General features: G+C 50.8%; 15 protein-coding genes and 3 pseudogenes. 11 read left to right on the forward strand and 7 right to left on the reverse strand.

All coding sequences use genetic code 11. From position 1 onward, the window contains the following. Positions 1 to 45: 45 nt before the first annotated feature. Together CFI10_RS00455 and CFI10_RS19415 are read left to right on the forward strand one after the other, a co-directional pair. A complete protein-coding gene (locus CFI10_RS00455; protein ID WP_206837845.1) occupies positions 46 to 237 on the forward strand; it encodes a 2-hydroxymuconate tautomerase in 192 nt (63 codons plus the stop codon). Between the two features lie 241 nt (positions 238 to 478). After that, positions 479 to 727: pseudogene (locus CFI10_RS19415) on the forward strand (IS110 family transposase); the annotation flags it as partial. A gap of 221 nt (positions 728 to 948) precedes the next feature. Here the strand turns inward: CFI10_RS19415 and CFI10_RS00460 are convergent. Beyond that, on the reverse strand, positions 949 to 2,634 hold the full coding sequence (locus CFI10_RS00460; RefSeq protein ID WP_206837824.1) for an IS1634 family transposase: 1,686 nt from the start codon (positions 2,632 to 2,634) through the stop codon (positions 949 to 951). A 160-nt stretch (positions 2,635 to 2,794) separates the two neighbouring features. Between CFI10_RS00460 and CFI10_RS00465 the strand changes: the two are divergent. After that, positions 2,795 to 3,223: pseudogene (locus CFI10_RS00465) on the forward strand (IS5 family transposase); the annotation flags it as partial. Between the two features lie 704 nt (positions 3,224 to 3,927). Continuing rightward, entirely contained in the window at positions 3,928 to 4,215 is a 288-nt protein-coding gene (locus CFI10_RS00470; protein WP_206841794.1) for a reverse transcriptase N-terminal domain-containing protein, read from the forward strand. Here the strand turns inward: CFI10_RS00470 and tnpC are convergent. The 3 genes from tnpC to tnpA form a co-directional block, all read right to left on the reverse strand. Next, positions 4,177 to 5,652 carry an IS66 family transposase gene (gene tnpC / locus CFI10_RS00475; protein ID WP_242530209.1) on the reverse strand — a complete coding sequence of 492 codons (1,476 nt, stop codon included), beginning with the start codon at positions 5,650 to 5,652 and terminating at the stop codon, positions 4,177 to 4,179. The genes CFI10_RS00470 and tnpC overlap by 39 nt on opposite strands. Before the next feature lie 75 nt (positions 5,653 to 5,727). After that, on the reverse strand, positions 5,728 to 6,078 hold the full coding sequence (gene tnpB, locus CFI10_RS00480) for an IS66 family insertion sequence element accessory protein TnpB (RefSeq protein ID WP_206837848.1): 351 nt from the start codon (positions 6,076 to 6,078) through the stop codon (positions 5,728 to 5,730). After that, the gene (gene tnpA / locus CFI10_RS00485; protein WP_206837851.1) at positions 6,078 to 6,371 is read right to left on the reverse strand and encodes an IS66 family insertion sequence element accessory protein TnpA; all 294 of its coding nucleotides are present in this window, start codon (positions 6,369 to 6,371) and stop codon (positions 6,078 to 6,080) included. Before tnpA ends, tnpB begins: the two co-directional genes overlap by 1 nt. 199 nt (positions 6,372 to 6,570) lie before the next feature. On the opposite strand from tnpA, the gene CFI10_RS00490 reads away from it, so the two are divergent. Further along, positions 6,571 to 7,875 (forward strand): IS1380 family transposase, encoded by a 1,305-nt coding sequence (locus CFI10_RS00490; protein WP_206834329.1) that lies wholly within the window; start codon positions 6,571 to 6,573, stop codon positions 7,873 to 7,875. A gap of 711 nt (positions 7,876 to 8,586) precedes the next feature. On the opposite strand, the gene CFI10_RS00495 is transcribed toward CFI10_RS00490, so the two are convergent. Together CFI10_RS00495 and CFI10_RS00500 are read right to left on the reverse strand one after the other, a co-directional pair. Next, positions 8,587 to 9,552, reverse strand: a complete 966-nt coding sequence (locus CFI10_RS00495; RefSeq protein WP_206837853.1) for an AraC family transcriptional regulator — start codon at positions 9,550 to 9,552, stop codon at positions 8,587 to 8,589. A gap of 152 nt (positions 9,553 to 9,704) precedes the next feature. Beyond that, a protein-coding gene (locus tag CFI10_RS00500; protein WP_206837856.1) for an IS3 family transposase occupies positions 9,705 to 10,780 on the reverse strand; the annotation gives its coding sequence in 2 pieces (ribosomal slippage) (positions 9,705 to 10,528 and positions 10,528 to 10,780; 1,077 coding nt in all). A gap of 229 nt (positions 10,781 to 11,009) precedes the next feature. Here CFI10_RS00500 and CFI10_RS00505 point away from each other — a divergent pair. Further along, positions 11,010 to 11,675, forward strand: a complete 666-nt coding sequence (locus CFI10_RS00505; RefSeq protein WP_206837871.1) for a GntR family transcriptional regulator — start codon at positions 11,010 to 11,012, stop codon at positions 11,673 to 11,675. 426 nt (positions 11,676 to 12,101) lie between these two features. Here the strand turns inward: CFI10_RS00505 and CFI10_RS00510 are convergent. Next, positions 12,102 to 12,353, reverse strand: a pseudogene (locus CFI10_RS00510) (integrase core domain-containing protein); the annotation flags it as partial. An 88-nt stretch (positions 12,354 to 12,441) separates the two neighbouring features. Between CFI10_RS00510 and CFI10_RS00515 the strand changes: the two are divergent. The 5 genes from CFI10_RS00515 to CFI10_RS00535 all read left to right on the forward strand — a co-directional run bounded on the left by CFI10_RS00515 (position 12,442) and on the right by CFI10_RS00535 (position 16,709). Continuing rightward, a complete protein-coding gene (locus CFI10_RS00515) occupies positions 12,442 to 13,746 on the forward strand; it encodes an IS1380 family transposase (protein WP_206834329.1) in 1,305 nt (434 codons plus the stop codon). 247 nt (positions 13,747 to 13,993) lie between these two features. Next, positions 13,994 to 14,578 carry a Fic family protein gene (locus CFI10_RS00520; protein ID WP_206837874.1) on the forward strand — a complete coding sequence of 195 codons (585 nt, stop codon included), beginning with the start codon at positions 13,994 to 13,996 and terminating at the stop codon, positions 14,576 to 14,578. After that, the gene (locus CFI10_RS00525) at positions 14,575 to 14,874 is read left to right on the forward strand and encodes a hypothetical protein (protein ID WP_206837877.1); all 300 of its coding nucleotides are present in this window, start codon (positions 14,575 to 14,577) and stop codon (positions 14,872 to 14,874) included. The genes CFI10_RS00520 and CFI10_RS00525 overlap by 4 nt, the downstream gene beginning before the upstream one ends. After that, positions 14,871 to 15,305 carry a restriction endonuclease subunit S domain-containing protein gene (locus CFI10_RS00530; RefSeq protein WP_206837880.1) on the forward strand — a complete coding sequence of 145 codons (435 nt, stop codon included), beginning with the start codon at positions 14,871 to 14,873 and terminating at the stop codon, positions 15,303 to 15,305. Before CFI10_RS00525 ends, CFI10_RS00530 begins: the two co-directional genes overlap by 4 nt. Positions 15,306 to 15,404: 99 nt before the next feature. After that, positions 15,405 to 16,709, forward strand: a complete 1,305-nt coding sequence (locus CFI10_RS00535) for an IS1380 family transposase (RefSeq protein WP_206834329.1) — start codon at positions 15,405 to 15,407, stop codon at positions 16,707 to 16,709. The last annotated feature ends 16 nt before the right edge of the window (positions 16,710 to 16,725 follow it).

Below are 16,725 nucleotides of genomic sequence, written 5' to 3' on the forward strand. Positions count from 1 at the left end.
ATAGATTAAGGGACCTATTTCAGGTTTCCTGTGGAGAAAACTGTTATGCCGATCGCACAGATCAACATCATGGAAGGCCGTAGTAACGAACAGAAAGAGACTCTGGTGGCAGAAGTTACTGCAGCTATCAGCCGATCACTGGATTCGCCTGAGCAGAATATTCGTGTGCTAATCCACGAAGTCCCTAAGCAAAATTGGGGAATTGCAGGCTCATCTGCGAAAAAGCTGGGTCGATAATATTTTTATTCTATTCAAGAATATTCTGTTTTATCACTATATTAATAAATAATAGGAGATGGGTTGCATGGCTATAGTCAAGGCTTCTAGGTATTTGACGGTACTGGCAAGTTGGCTCCAGATAACTGTGCTCCCCTCGCCCCCTGAACAGGACCTGAGGTACGCTGACAGTACTCACGCAAGCAACTGGAGTCCGTGATATGAGCATTAGCTTTGATGACATTGATTTGGCAAAAAAGTCATTCAAGTTTGTGTTGTTAAACTCAATGCTGTGCTCTCAAATAAAGAGATGACACCCGATCAGTTTAAAGAATGATTAGCCAAGTCAAAATCCATGACCGTTGTCTTTGAGGCATGCTCAACCACTAATTATTGGAAACAGACCGCACAACAGTATGTGCATGATGCTAAGCTTATTTCTGCAAAATTAGTCTCGGCAATACGTCAAAAAAAGAAGACTGATGCCAATGATGCCCTAGGGAAGGTACGAATAAGCCCCTGCTGTGAAAGCATTGAGGCATGATTATCGATAAGGCATAGATATGGAACTTCAGCTGGGATTTTCGGACTTCGAGAAGAGAAAAAGCAACCATAAAACACGTAAAGAGAAATTCCTTGCCCGAATGGAAGTCTTAGTTCCCTGGGCACCCGAGTTCGACACTTGGCGTTATAAGCTATTGATTCGTATAGGCGGCACTGCAAAATGCTCCACTACACGATCAGGTTATCGGTGCCAACGCTGGGTTTTTCGATACTAAGAGCCTTGAAGATATCCAGCTGCTCACGGCTCATACTGGACACGCCTGTCACGGTGCTGCCACCGAGGGTTGCCTGGTGATATTGGATACGCCGTAACTGCTCCAGTGCCCGCATGGGCGAATGCTCGGAGCCTGCTGCCTTTAAGCGCATCCGCATCACGCGGTGCAGAACCAAAGCGATAAAGCAGATCATGGCATGGGCTCTGATCCGCTCAGGCAGCCGGTGGTATACCGGGCCGATTTCGATATCCGATTTCAGCGCCTTGAAGCCTCGCTCGATGTCTGCCAGTGATTTGTAGTGTTTGACCACCTCTGTTGGCGACAAGTCCTGGACGTTGGTGACCAGCAGCAGTTTGCCATCCATCAGGCGTGCACGCTTCAGGGCTTTTTCGTCAATATCGTAGCTAAACAGTTCACTTTTCAGGTCAATACGCACGATTTTGGCCAACGAGGATTCGCTGACCTCTTTGTATAAACGGGCTGTTGCACCACCATCAGACAGCTTGCGACCGCGTGTGGTCTTGCCTTCATCCTGCCGGATAAGCTTCTCGGCCAGGCGCTGTGCTTCCTCTTCAATCGCGTTGATTCTGGCATCACGGGCCACGGTTTCATCGGCGGCACGTACGGGATCGTGGGCTACGATCAGGCGCTGCTCCTGCCAGTGTGTCTCTGTGATCACTTCCGCGTCGGCGGAGTCAAAAACCGTGCGCTGCAAGGGCTCCAGGATCGGTTCGAAGTCACTATAACGACGCCCGGGAACCGCCAGAATAAACTCAACCGGTTGACCGTTCGGCAGTGTCATCTGCTTCAGCTCATCCAGGTTGTCGACCGACAGTAACCCACGGTCCGCAACCACGACAATGCGCTTAACCGGGAAGCGCTCAATGATCGTTTTCAGGGTGGGCTGAAGCGTTTTAACTTCTGCGGTGTTGCCTTCAAACACCTCGTGATACAGCGGCAGTCCTTCGGCCGTCTGAACCATGCCCAGCATGACTTGACGACGGATGCCGCCGTCCTTGGAACGCCCGTACTGCCTGAGTTCTTCGTCCTGCTCGGTCAAGCCTTCGGCACGGATGGTGGTCATGTCGTAGAAGACGACTGACAGTTCCTGATCGATCAGCGGGCGCAGCAGTTCAGTGACTTTGTCATTGACGGCATCGCGTTGGGTATTGAGCGCATCCATTGCCCGCAGCAGGTGCTGATGGTCGACTTTTTTGATACTGCCAACACCGGGAACACAGACAGTCTCCAGCCAGCGCAGCACGCCCAGTTTGGAGTCCGGCGAGGTCAGGCGATTCATGACCATAATGCGGATCAAGGCTTCGATCTGGATGCTGTGACGCGTACCGCGGAAGGCCTTGCGCAGCTGTTCAAAGCCGAGCGCATTCCAGAGCTGAGTCAGTGCCCAGACATCACCCAAGGCACGAGATGACTCAAAGCTGACGGCGGGCTTATCCGGTAGCGATCGCCCGGTAATCCGGCACAGACCTTCGACCACGGACTCCAGCTCATCACCGAGCTTGTCGAGACGGCCGAGGGTCGCAATCGTGCGTTGTTTTGGGCGGCCGTTCTCGTCTCGATAGGCTTCAACGAGCTGCACATACTTGCGAGGGCCGGACTTGGTGACTTTGACGTACATGCCATGACTTTATCATCTCTTTATGACCTTTAAAACAGAAAAGATATCCACAGGAATGCCACTACAAGGTTTTAGGCGTCTAAAAAGCGGAAACCCGCATGAATACTGGGCTGCGGTGTGTAAAAAAGACAATTTTCAGTGGATAACTGTCGAACTCGGGTGGGCAACCCTTGAGGTGCTTATCGAGCCTTATTATCCGAAGCGGGGTAATGGTCGCCCACCTTACCCTTTAAGCTCAATGCTCCGTATTCATTGTCTTCAACAATGGTACAGCCTCAGTGATTTAGCGGCTGAAGAGGCACTTTATGAAACGACACCAATGCGTCGCTTTGCCCAGCTCTCCTTAGATCACGCCATTCCAGACCATACAACCATTATGAACTTTCGCCATTTATTAGAACGCTATGAGCTAGGGCGTCAGATATTTGAAACAGTCAATGGCTGGCTGGAAGATGCGAGGATATTGCTCAAAGAAGGTAGCGCAATTGATGCCACAATCATCGATGCGCCCTGTTCGATTAAGAATAAATTGGGCACACGAGATCCAGAAATGCATCAAACTAAGATAGGTAATCAGTGGTACTTTGGACGTGCGACCTGAAAGTCGCATGCATTTCTGTTTCGCAGGGTACGTCCACCTGACGAAACCGGTTGTTTCACCAACCGTTCCCTACCCGGACGTGCGAAGCCGGTAACAGCATCGTGCGAAGCTTCGGGGACAATGTATCCGCCGACTTAGTCGGTATGTCGATCCGTGAGGAAAGACATAATCTGCCAGTATCGAGGCGGGAAGGAGCTAGGGACGAGTGGCCACGGCCAACAGATGTGAATCTCTTATAAACGTCGTCATGCCAGACAAGCCAAAGATGCTGATAGGCTTGAACCAAAAGGTGTGCGGTCAGGTATGGGCACTTTCCGATAACCCTTCGTGAACACTGTGCCGCCGGCGAAATGGAGAGGCCCGCCCCGCTCTGAAATTCATGTGGAACAGGATAAGCCCGTAGTGTTGCCATAAACGGCAGGTGAACCGTAAGGAACGCTGTTGGTGCTGCGGGTAAGGGAATGTGGAAAAAGCGAAGGTCGCTCTGTAATCGAGAGAATACGGATTGAAACATCATCCGGCGCGAAAGCGAGCAGACTTCTACGAGGCCTTTCATGGCGAGATAACTTGAAAAATCGTTTAACGGAGGAAAGCAGATGACAGTATCGGAAATCAGCGCGAAAACGCCGGTTTCTTGCGCTGGTGCACTTTCGCACGCAGAACGGGTATAGCTCCGGGCAAACTGGCGTCATATCGAGAAGAACGCGAGGCGACTCCAAGTACGTATCGCTAAGGCAACACAGGAAGGCAGATGGGGCAAAGTTAAAGCTTTGCAACGCCTACTGACTCGCTCGTTTTACAGCAAAATGCTTGCTGTAAAACGGGTGACAGAAAATCGAGGCAAAAGAACACCGGGGATCGATGGCAAGATATGGTCGACTCCCGCCGCCAAATCAAAGGGATCGCTAACGTTGAAGCATCGCGGCTATCAACGTAAGCGGTCAGTTAACAGCGTCTTGCAATATCACATTCCAGGGTAGCAGTGCCTCGATGTGATCGATGTTTTTCGCTTTAGGCAGTTGCTCAAAGATATGGCGTAGGTATTGGTAAGGCTCCAGCTGATTGGCTTTCGCCGTTTCGATCAGGCTGTAGAGGTTAGCGCTGGATTTAGCTCCCGGAACCGTGGCGCTGAAGAGCCAGTTTTTACGGCCGACCACGAAGGGGCGGATCGCATTTTCTGCCGGATTATTATCAATGGCCAGGCGACCGTCTTCTGTGTAAACGGTGAGCTTATCCCAGTTTTTATCCAGATATGCCAGCGCTTTGCCGAGTAATCCCTTGGGTAACGTGCTGTGCAAGGTATTATCCAACCAGATTCGGATCTTCTGAAGCTGCGGTACGGCCTCCTGTTGCCGGCTTTGATACCTTATTTCTGCGCTTTCGGCTTTGATCTTTTTCTCGATGGCGTACAGTTTGCCAATCAAGCTGACAGCCATGTCGGCTTTGCCTACTTTTTTATTTTTGCCGGCAGTCGCTTTCTGTGCTTCGATAAACTTGCGACGCGCGTGCGCCCAGCACCCCAGCTGCGTGATAAACTCGTCCGCACCCGCGGCGTTGTAGCCGGCGTAATCGTCGGTTTGCAGGTAACCTTCATAGCCCGCCAGTAACTGACAGGCGATCTCACCCCTACGGCTGTCCGCATAGTGAAAGAGTCGTACCGGTTGCGTAGGTGGCCCGCCGACCCGCACCCACATGTAGGATTTGCTGGCGGCTGCTTTATCAGGCTCTTTCAGGACTTGCACGCTGGTTTCGTCACAGTGCAGTACCGGATAGGCCAGCATTTTATCTTCCAGCAAGTTAAGCAGCGGCTGGATCAGTTCACCCGCCTTGATCATCCAGCTGGCCAGGGTGTTGCGGGGTATCTCGATACCGGAACGATTCAGTACCCCCTCCTGGCGATACAATGGCAATGCATCCTGGTATTTGGCGGTCGCAATATGAGCCAATAATCCGGGGCTGGCGTTGCTTTTGGGAATCGGCTGGGGCGGCAGGGGCGCGGTTTGAACGCCCTCTTCACAGGCGGGACAGGCGTATTTCTTGCGAACATTGACCAGCACCCGGATCTGCGCCGGAATGATGTCCAGCTGTTCGCTGGCGGTTTCACCGATCTCGATGCGTTCATGGCCGCAGGGGCACTGTTTTTCAGGCTCGGACAGATCATGCTCGATGCGCACGCGAGGCAGGTCCGCTGGCAGCGGCTTGCGACCGGGCTTGGCCTTAGATGTTTTCAATTCCGCTTGTGCTTGCTCCGCCTCATCTTCAGCAAGGTACGCCTCAACCACCATAGACAGTTCAGCTTCATTAAACATCTCGTGCTGGTCGGGGGACTTTTCGCTGCTGGCACCAAACTTCTTGAGTTTTTGCAGGCGCAGGGATTCTTCAAGCGCGGCGATACGATTCGCCTGCTGCTCAATGATCCGTTTGAGGGCCTACGGGTCGTTTGGAAGCTGTTTGTTTGCCGCGCTCATAGCGCGGATTTTAACACTGAACGGTCAGCTGACCGAGTCAAAATATAGGGATTGATGGGGGCGATTGTTAAAAATATCGAAGCCATCCAATAACCAGTTCAGCTCCTGACCGGTAAGGCTGAGCGTGTCATCAGACTTGGGCCAGCGGAAACGCTGTTTCTCCAGTCGCTTGTACCAGACAATAAAGCCGTTGCGCTCCCAGCACAGCAGCTTAATTTTATCGCGACCGCGATTGCAGAACACAAACAGGGCTTCCATGCTGGGAGACAGCGTCATTTCCTGCTCAACCAGTACGGATAAGCCATCGATGGATTTACGCATATCCACGGGCTCAGCGTACAGGTAGACCTGTATGCTGTCAGAGGGGCGAAGCATCAGAGGCCCTCCCGTGCTACTCGATTCAGCAACGGCAGCACATCAGCCAGGGTATGAATAGGTACTTCCAGGCGGACGCCGTTGGGTAATGACACCCTGGCCTGGACGTTTGGCCCCAGATCGACCGGGATGAATTTATTGCTCGGCTTGGGTTTGCTCAGGCGGGTGCGCCAGTAGCCGAAATTGGCGAGTTTCAGATCATGCTGTTTGCAGTACTCTGGCTGAGAAAGTCCGCTCTGCTGCCAGCCATCGATGTGCTTTTGCCAAAAGGTGCGTTTTTGTTCAGTCGTCATGGAATTGCCCTCAAGTATTGTGAGGGTGCAGGTTAGCGGGTAAGGTGGAATATTATTAGATGGGGTTTATCGACCGCTTACCTTGTACCTGATTCCGTGACTTACAACCCCACTCACACCTCTACAACACTGTAACCACGCGGCCTGCGGCGGTAATATGGACGCCATTCTCGATTCACCCAGGCAGTGATATCTGACTATGCGTACCTTCAAGCTTGAACAGTCAAAAACCGAGATTATCACACCCCACGGTGGTCTGGCGCTGGTTGGGCACAGCGTGAACAGGATGACCTCTCTGGCTAAGACCTCGCGCTCCATCGTCAAGCGCCATGGCATCGCCAACATCGACCTCATCCGTACCTACCTGGGGTTGATTTGCCTTGGCAAGAGCGACTTCGAAGCGGTCGAGCACGCACGCCATGATCCCTTCTTCAAAGCGGCCATGGGCATCAAGCAATCACCTTCATCGGCCCGGCTGCGTCAGCGCTTTGATGAAGATGCCCGCGCACTGATCCCGTTATTGGATGAGGCCAGCGTCGAGTTTCTGTGTAACGCTTCGGTGCCTATCGGCACACTCACCACCGGGCACGTGCCACTGGATATGGACGTGTTTCCCATGGACAACAGCAACAGTAAAAAAGAGGGCGTGGCCTATACCTACAAGGGGCATGACGGTTATGCCCCCATCGCGGCCTACCTGGGCACGGAGGGCTGGTGTCTGGGCTGTGAGCTGCGACCGGGTAACCAACATGCCAATAAAGAGTTTATTCACACCCTCGACCGGGTGCTGCCTCGAGTCCGAGAGCTGACCGATGCACCGCTACTGGTACGTCTTGACAGCGCCCATGATGCCGCCGAGAACCGGGGGTACTTCCGTGCGCACGGGGCAGACTACCTGATTAAGTGGAACCCCCGCTCACAAGATGGACTGGCCTGGGTCGACAAGGCTCATGCGGCCGGCGCACTTTGGTGCCATACCCGACCGGGCAAAATGGAAACGCTGGTAAGCGAACCGCTGGATGGCACGGACGACCGCCTGATCGTCAAGGTGACGGTGCGCCAGAGTGACAGTTCAGGACAGCTGTTTTTGGAGCCGGAGGTCAGCCTGGAGGGCTGGACGACTTCACTCACATCGGACGCAGCAGATAACGCCAAGGTCATTGCGCTCTACCAGGATCACGCCACCAGCGAACAGTTCCACAGTGAGTTCAAGACTGATCTGGATCTCGAACGTTTGCCGTCAGGGAAGTTCGATACCAACGACCTGGTCATAGCCTTTGCCGTACTGGGCTACAACATACTGCGTTGGATGGGACAGAACGCGCTATTGGGGCCGGATGCACCGGTGCGTCATCCGGCCAAGCGTCGGCGGCTGAAAACCGTGATTCAGGAACTGATGTATATGGCCTGTCGCTTAGTCAGCAGCGGTCGTCGTCTCCACCTGCGCTTCGGACGACATTGTCCCGGTTTCGGGGCATTCAGTCGCGTCTACGGGCTGGCCTGATCCGGACTGTCGGATTTACAGCCATTCAAAATAGCCACACGCCCGAGCGCCATGCATGGCAGGGTATGCCTTGGCCTGCAGACAGAATCGAGACGAAATACTGCGGTGAGAAGCATGATCGATGCTGCAGTGGCGTAGATTAACCCGGTACACGTTAGATAAGATCGAGCTGTGTTAAAGAGCGAGGTCGTCTTCAGTGCTGGGTGCTGCAACAGCGGGTGAAGTCACTGATTCAGGTTGTAGCCATGTTTCTACACTCCATCTTTTAATTAAAGATAGCGTGTTGCGTTGACCCTATGAATCCACACTACAATACGGGCATTAGTAGTTGTAGTGGGATGCGCATAAGTTCCTCAGTATGGAGCAATGCCAGGCTTAGAGCCGGCTGGGATCACTGAATGGAAAATCAGCTTAGATTTGTCGATGGTTAGTACCGACAGAAGTGCTATTAAGTTCGCAAAGAAAAGTATTTTTTACACGGATGGAAACACGAGTTCCTTATGTAGGGAGTCTAGGTAGCCAACAGTATTACCCTAAGCTAGACAACGCTTGACGCTGCCATTATCGTCAGAGGTGGTCACGTAGGACAGACCTGCCTAAGTGCGTAAAAGGGTATCTAAGCGTTATTAAATGGTTTGAATTATAGTTTTATAGGCGAATATAGCTATATGGGGATTGTTGAGAGTAAAAAGCTACTTAATCGCATATTCCTTAGCTTCTGATTCTACTTAATGTTTCGGAAGGGGTTTCGGAAAATTGTTTTTTGTAATCAGATGAAAAACGCCCCAAATGATTGAATTTCCAGTTAAGAGCCACTGTTGTTATATTGGAGTTAGCGTTGTCTTGTAGAATCTCCCTTCGAGCGCCTTCAAGTCGGATTCTCTTTAGATATGTTGTAGGAGGTTCACCAAGAAACTGCTTAAATCCGGAGTAAAGCCTATTTCTCGATATGCCGGCAGCGTTTTCTATATCATTAATCTGAATATCCTCGTCAGCATTTTTTTCGATGAATTGCTTTGCTCTGATTAAATATGATGGTAAGCCTGCATCAGTGGCAATGGATAGCCTATCTGAATAGTTACTATTTTGAGATAAAAGAATTCCTTTGATTAAGGTCTTTTCGATGTGGTAACTGAAGGCTGGGGAGTTGTAAAGCATTTGATTTGGATTGCTTAGTTCAGTGCAAAGGTACTGGACCATTCTCCACCAATCTCCAGTTGGTCCGTTAGATGCGCTTATCAAGTGGTTAAACACAAGTGGTTCTAGGTTTTTTTGGTGTAGAAGTTGAGCTAGAGTTTCTTCCATTGCTTGACGCGATATTCGGACAAGAATTTTATTGCAATTTCCATCTATATGTAATTTTAATGGTTGCGTAGGGGAGATGATGATGCCAGTAGTTTGATCAGAAGTAGCGTTATTTTCAGGGCTTTCTAAATGCTGCATACCTACAGTCGGTAAGCTAATGCTGAAGCTATCAGCCAAGTCATCGATTTCAATGGTTACATCGGTCCCGTACTCGATGTGACCAATCGTTGTTGAGGTGGCTTTAAGTGTTTGGAGGTTGTTCTTGAATTTAATGTCTTGTGTGGTTCTGGCGGTCAAGATATGAGGGCCGCATATGTAGGTCATTTTTGATAGAGCGTCGTGGAAATTATCGGTTTCAAAGTTATTCTTCATAAGCATTGGGTGGCTCTGCCTAGGTTTATAGTTGCTATTATGATTCAGCTTCTCTCTGTTAGTCTAGCTTAAAAAAGTTAGTCTTTACTACTTCTGTTCTGAATTCTCTGAATGGTAATCCTCCCCTTTTTAGCAGGTGCTAAAAGTAGAAGTTAAGCGACCATCAACGGTGGTTTACCACCATTGGCTTTATGTGGTCGTTCATGATTGTAAAACCATAACCAGCTTGTTGCATAGTCTTGTACTTCATCCAGTGTTTCGAATAGGTGCTTGCTCACCCAGCTATACCTTATCGTGCGATTGTGCCGCTCAATATAGGCATTCTGTTGAGGATTGCCTGGTTGAATGTATTCAATGCGTATTCCGTTCTTCCGTGCCCAATCGGTAAATTCATGACTGATAAACTCTGGGCCATTATCGTAACGGATGACCAACGGCTTACCACGCCATTCAATCAACTGGTTAAGCGACCGTATGACGCGTATCGAGGGTAGTGAAAAGCCTGCGTCAATCGCTAAGCCTTCACGCCTGAAATCATCTATCACATTAAATAAACGGTATTTCCTACCGTCAGACAACTGGTCGTGCATAAAGTCGATTGACCATACCTGATTGGCTCGCAGCGGCTGCTTTAACGACTCAGGTTTGTGTCTTTTAAGCCGTCTGCGAGGCCGTATCCTCAGATTCAACGCCAGCTCACAGTAGATGCGGTAAATCCGCTTATGGTTCCAACGAAAGCCTTTAACGTTGCGAAGATAGTCAAAGCACATACCAAACCCCCAGTCAGTATCTTTCTCAGTCAACTGAATGAGCCAGTCTGCGATTTCACTATTCTCAGAGGCTAACTTAGGCTGATAGCGATAACACGTTTCGCTGATGCCGAGCGCTAAGCATGCCAGCCTGATACTGACTCCCTTTGCCGCAATAATCTGTTGCGCCATCTCCTTGCGCTGAGACGGCTTTACCACTTTTTTTGTAAAGCCTCCTGAACAATCTCAGCCTTGAGACGCTCTTCAGCATACATTTTCTTCAGCCGTCGATTTTCATCTTCAAGCTCTTTCAATCGGGTCATCAGAGACGCATCCATACCGCCGTACTTCGCGCGCCATTTATAAAATGAGGCTGAGCTCATACCATGCTCACGGCAAAGCTCCGGTACGGGCGTTCCCGCTTCAGCTTGCTTAAGAATCGCCATGATTTGGCTATCGGTATAACGTGACGTTTTCATGCAGAACCTCCTGCGTATAGATTACGAGAAAATTCTACTTTTGAGCACCGTTATTTTTCGGGGGGATTACCTATCGTTCTACAATGTAGTATCATTAAAGAAGATAATGTTATGCTTTAGTAGTCAACTTGCAACTATTTTTTATCGATAGAAAAATTCATATTGTTAAAGTTGGTCATTAAATGAATATTTATCCAAACAACAGGACAATATTAATTGAATTTACGATATGACAGATAAGAAAATTACCGTCGTGGAAAGAGTGGCTTTAGAGATAGCAAATGGTATAATTTCAGGGAGATTCGCTCCTGGTCAACGTCTCGTTGAGTCAGACCTGGCTCAGCAATTTAACACCAGTAGAAATCCTCTACGCGAAGCATTTAGTAGACTAGCATCAGAAGGTCTACTAACAATAAAACCTTATCAAGGGGCATTCGTTAGACGACCAACTAGACAAGATTTAATTGAAATTTTTGAAGTTCGTGAAAACTTAGAGATTTTGGCAGCCCGGCGTGCTGCACTTAATATTTCTACTTCACCTCTACGCCATACTGCGATAGAGGTTTCTACACAGCTAAACAATGATAACAGTAAATCACTAAACTTTTCAGAGCACATCAAAGAAAATCAGTCTTTTCATCAACTGATTATGGCTATTTCAGGTAATAATTTACTTAAGAAAACCATTGATCAACTTCAACTGCCAATATTTCAATCAGTTTTCTTCCAAAGTTATAATGATAATATTTGGAGTGCATCATCCTTAGATCATAAGGAAATAATTAATGCTATATTGTCAGGAGATCCAGATGCAAGTGAGGCAGCTATATCTAAACATATTCAACGCACCTCAGAGCTACTACTCTCACTTCCAGACAATTATTTCTCTACTTAACAAGCAGTAGAGCGTCTACGAAAAGCTGGTCGATTGTTGGCGCTATTTTGTAGTTTATACGCTGCTAGACTGAATTTTACATGAACATACTCTGACTCCAGAGGTCCTTGAATATTACGCTGTGAATACCGTAATTTCTCAGATTTAGCCTCGTATGACTCAATTTTACTTACTCGAGATGCGATTTTCCCATTTTCTCAGTTTGAATGAAATTAGTAAGCAAGTTTTAGTGTACAGATTCCCTAGCCCGCATTTTTCATGAAAAACTAAACAAAAACGGCTGAAAGCGTTATGGTTATTGGTGTCTAGTTGTGTAATTCAGAGAGGTTGTTCACAACTTGATTGTAATTGTTCTGGTCAACAAAACCGGACACATTAACTTGCTAAATTCTCGTACTGAGCTGGCGACAGATCTTTGTTTGATTAATGCAGCCGATCCAGGTTGTAATGCTTAATGTAGGCCCGAGTATACTTTATCATGTCCTCACGTGTTGGCTGGTGAACCTTGAGTATCCAGTCATGCTTTAAACTACCGAAGAAGCGCTCTACAACAGCATTATCCCAGCAAGCACCGACATCCCCCATCGACGCTCGTATACCGTAATCCGTCAGCAATTTTCGGTACGGCTTACTGGTGTACTGTGGTTTTACCCTCCTGATTCCGTGACTTACAACCCCACTCACACCTCTACAACACTGTAACCACGCGGCCTGCGGCGGTAATATGGACGCCATTCTCGATTCACCCAGGCAGTGATATCTGACTATGCGTACCTTCAAGCTTGAACAGTCAAAAACCGAGATTATCACACCCCACGGTGGTCTGGCGCTGGTTGGGCACAGCGTGAACAGGATGACCTCTCTGGCTAAGACCTCGCGCTCCATCGTCAAGCGCCATGGCATCGCCAACATCGACCTCATCCGTACCTACCTGGGGTTGATTTGCCTTGGCAAGAGCGACTTCGAAGCGGTCGAGCACGCACGCCATGATCCCTTCTTCAAAGCGGCCATGGGCATCAAGCAATCACCTTCATCGGCCCGGCTGCGTCAGCGCTTTGATGAAGATGCCCGCGCACTGATCCCGTTATTGGATGAGGCCAGCGTCGAGTTTCTGTGTAACGCTTCGGTGCCTATCGGCACACTCACCACCGGGCACGTGCCACTGGATATGGACGTGTTTCCCATGGACAACAGCAACAGTAAAAAAGAGGGCGTGGCCTATACCTACAAGGGGCATGACGGTTATGCCCCCATCGCGGCCTACCTGGGCACGGAGGGCTGGTGTCTGGGCTGTGAGCTGCGACCGGGTAACCAACATGCCAATAAAGAGTTTATTCACACCCTCGACCGGGTGCTGCCTCGAGTCCGAGAGCTGACCGATGCACCGCTACTGGTACGTCTTGACAGCGCCCATGATGCCGCCGAGAACCGGGGGTACTTCCGTGCGCACGGGGCAGACTACCTGATTAAGTGGAACCCCCGCTCACAAGATGGACTGGCCTGGGTCGACAAGGCTCATGCGGCCGGCGCACTTTGGTGCCATACCCGACCGGGCAAAATGGAAACGCTGGTAAGCGAACCGCTGGATGGCACGGACGACCGCCTGATCGTCAAGGTGACGGTGCGCCAGAGTGACAGTTCAGGACAGCTGTTTTTGGAGCCGGAGGTCAGCCTGGAGGGCTGGACGACTTCACTCACATCGGACGCAGCAGATAACGCCAAGGTCATTGCGCTCTACCAGGATCACGCCACCAGCGAACAGTTCCACAGTGAGTTCAAGACTGATCTGGATCTCGAACGTTTGCCGTCAGGGAAGTTCGATACCAACGACCTGGTCATAGCCTTTGCCGTACTGGGCTACAACATACTGCGTTGGATGGGACAGAACGCGCTATTGGGGCCGGATGCACCGGTGCGTCATCCGGCCAAGCGTCGGCGGCTGAAAACCGTGATTCAGGAACTGATGTATATGGCCTGTCGCTTAGTCAGCAGCGGTCGTCGTCTCCACCTGCGCTTCGGACGACATTGTCCCGGTTTCGGGGCATTCAGTCGCGTCTACGGGCTGGCCTGATCCGGACTGTCGGATTTACAGCCATTCAAAATAGCCACACGCCCGAGCGCCATGCATGGCAGGGTATGCCTTGGCCTGCAGACAGAATCGAGACGAAATACTGCGGTGAGAAGCATGATCGATGCTGCAGTGGCGTAGATTAACCCGGTACACGTTAGATAAGATCGAGCTGTGTTAAAGAGCGAGGTCGTCTTCAGTGCTGGGTGCTGCAACAGCGGGTGAAGTCACTGATTCAGGAGATGGTGATTTGCAATGGCTGGAACAGTTCAAGACACTTGAACTGACGGATGGGCAAAAAATGGCACTGTTGTTCGTACGTGAGCAAGGCGCCATTGATAACGCCGCTTTCCGGGATATCAACGTGATCGACCCACTTGCAGCCAGCCAGCAACTGGCCAAACTCCGACAGCTTGGCTTGCTGGCTCAAGGTGGGAAAGGTTCGGCCACTTATTACCTTCCAGGACCGGTATTTCCGACATGTCATACAACACCAACCTGCGAACCTGACAACCTCGAGGCTCAACCTGACAACCTCTTTGCCGGCTTACCTGATCAATTGGCTCAAATATTGCCGCAGCTCGGTCAGCGCCCTCCCAGCGAACAGGTTCGTAAGTTAGTACTCTGCTTGTGCGGCCATCAAGCCTATACAGCTGAACAATTGGCAGCACTGCTGGGAGGCCGGAATAAAAAGTATTTGATGAGTCACTATCTTATGCCAATGCTGAACGAGGGATGGATCGAACGACGCTATCCAAGCGTTAAAAATCATCCACATCAGGCCTACTTCATAAGCGATAAGGGCCGACGACTGCTGGCAGAGGTAGACTCATGATGGCTACTCGAGCGTTTACTTTCCGCGCCTTGCAGGCCACAATGTTCTACAACAACACCCGCCAAGGCTATGCTGCCTGCAGCACCCTCAAACCGGCGGGTTACTCTTTCCCGGTTAATACACCCGCCAAGCCTATGCCCTCCTCGGTTGGTACGCTCAAATCGTGCGGGTTTTTCATTTCTGCAGCCCTGCTGTCACATCTGCCCAAAGCTCATCAGGTCACTTCCAGCCGAAGCAAGCACCCATCAGGTCAGAATTTTTATCCCCTGAACGCACTGAAAGGAGATCAGGCATGAGCGGTAAATATCAGGCGTATCCGGAGTATAAGGATTCGGGGGTGGAGTGGTTGGGTCAATTACCATCGCACTGGAAAGTGGGCAGACTTGGCTCTTTTGGTTACTTCACTGCAGGCTGTGGCTTCCCGCATGAGTATCAAGGTCAGTCAGGCGGAACATATCCTTTCTATAAGGTCAGTGACACAAATTTGCCAGGCAACGAAAAGTTTCTGGATAAAGCCGAAAACTATGTCAGCCAGGATGTTGCCATCAAGCTTGGAGCGAGAATAGGCAAACCGGGGGGGATTATGTTTCCGAAGGTTGGTGCTGCGCTACTCGGCAACAAACGTAGAATACTTACCCATCCTTCTATCACCGATAACAACACCATGGTGTATTCGTCTTATGACGGCGACTACGAGTATTGGTATTACTGGTTCCTGATTCCGTGACTTACAACCCCACTCACACCTCTACAACACTGTAACCACGCGGCCTGCGGCGGTAATATGGACGCCATTCTCGATTCACCCAGGCAGTGATATCTGACTATGCGTACCTTCAAGCTTGAACAGTCAAAAACCGAGATTATCACACCCCACGGTGGTCTGGCGCTGGTTGGGCACAGCGTGAACAGGATGACCTCTCTGGCTAAGACCTCGCGCTCCATCGTCAAGCGCCATGGCATCGCCAACATCGACCTCATCCGTACCTACCTGGGGTTGATTTGCCTTGGCAAGAGCGACTTCGAAGCGGTCGAGCACGCACGCCATGATCCCTTCTTCAAAGCGGCCATGGGCATCAAGCAATCACCTTCATCGGCCCGGCTGCGTCAGCGCTTTGATGAAGATGCCCGCGCACTGATCCCGTTATTGGATGAGGCCAGCGTCGAGTTTCTGTGTAACGCTTCGGTGCCTATCGGCACACTCACCACCGGGCACGTGCCACTGGATATGGACGTGTTTCCCATGGACAACAGCAACAGTAAAAAAGAGGGCGTGGCCTATACCTACAAGGGGCATGACGGTTATGCCCCCATCGCGGCCTACCTGGGCACGGAGGGCTGGTGTCTGGGCTGTGAGCTGCGACCGGGTAACCAACATGCCAATAAAGAGTTTATTCACACCCTCGACCGGGTGCTGCCTCGAGTCCGAGAGCTGACCGATGCACCGCTACTGGTACGTCTTGACAGCGCCCATGATGCCGCCGAGAACCGGGGGTACTTCCGTGCGCACGGGGCAGACTACCTGATTAAGTGGAACCCCCGCTCACAAGATGGACTGGCCTGGGTCGACAAGGCTCATGCGGCCGGCGCACTTTGGTGCCATACCCGACCGGGCAAAATGGAAACGCTGGTAAGCGAACCGCTGGATGGCACGGACGACCGCCTGATCGTCAAGGTGACGGTGCGCCAGAGTGACAGTTCAGGACAGCTGTTTTTGGAGCCGGAGGTCAGCCTGGAGGGCTGGACGACTTCACTCACATCGGACGCAGCAGATAACGCCAAGGTCATTGCGCTCTACCAGGATCACGCCACCAGCGAACAGTTCCACAGTGAGTTCAAGACTGATCTGGATCTCGAACGTTTGCCGTCAGGGAAGTTCGATACCAACGACCTGGTCATAGCCTTTGCCGTACTGGGCTACAACATACTGCGTTGGATGGGACAGAACGCGCTATTGGGGCCGGATGCACCGGTGCGTCATCCGGCCAAGCGTCGGCGGCTGAAAACCGTGATTCAGGAACTGATGTATATGGCCTGTCGCTTAGTCAGCAGCGGTCGTCGTCTCCACCTGCGCTTCGGACGACATTGTCCCGGTTTCGGGGCATTCAGTCGCGTCTACGGGCTGGCCTGATCCGGACTGTCGGATT

The organism is Marinobacterium iners (genome assembly GCF_017310015.1).
GTDB classification, from domain to species: Bacteria; Pseudomonadota; Gammaproteobacteria; order Pseudomonadales; family Balneatricaceae; genus Marinobacterium; species Marinobacterium iners.

Coding starts and splice junctions, on each gene's coding strand:
- CFI10_RS00455 (WP_206837845.1), top strand. CDS start 46: ATGCCGATCGCACAGATCAACATCATGGAAGGCCGTAGTAACGAACAG.
- CFI10_RS00460 (WP_206837824.1), bottom strand. CDS start 2,634: ATGTACGTCAAAGTCACCAAGTCCGGCCCTCGCAAGTATGTGCAGCTC.
- tnpB (WP_206837848.1), bottom strand. CDS start 6,078: ATGCTTCGCCCCTCTGACAGCATACAGGTCTACCTGTACGCTGAGCCC.
- tnpA (WP_206837851.1), bottom strand. CDS start 6,371: ATGACGACTGAACAAAAACGCACCTTTTGGCAAAAGCACATCGATGGC.
- CFI10_RS00490 (WP_206834329.1), top strand. CDS start 6,571: ATGCGTACCTTCAAGCTTGAACAGTCAAAAACCGAGATTATCACACCC.
- CFI10_RS00495 (WP_206837853.1), bottom strand. CDS start 9,552: ATGAAGAATAACTTTGAAACCGATAATTTCCACGACGCTCTATCAAAA.
- CFI10_RS00505 (WP_206837871.1), top strand. CDS start 11,010: ATGACAGATAAGAAAATTACCGTCGTGGAAAGAGTGGCTTTAGAGATA.
- CFI10_RS00515 (WP_206834329.1), top strand. CDS start 12,442: ATGCGTACCTTCAAGCTTGAACAGTCAAAAACCGAGATTATCACACCC.
- CFI10_RS00525 (WP_206837877.1), top strand. CDS start 14,575: ATGATGGCTACTCGAGCGTTTACTTTCCGCGCCTTGCAGGCCACAATG.
- CFI10_RS00530 (WP_206837880.1), top strand. CDS start 14,871: ATGAGCGGTAAATATCAGGCGTATCCGGAGTATAAGGATTCGGGGGTG.
- CFI10_RS00535 (WP_206834329.1), top strand. CDS start 15,405: ATGCGTACCTTCAAGCTTGAACAGTCAAAAACCGAGATTATCACACCC.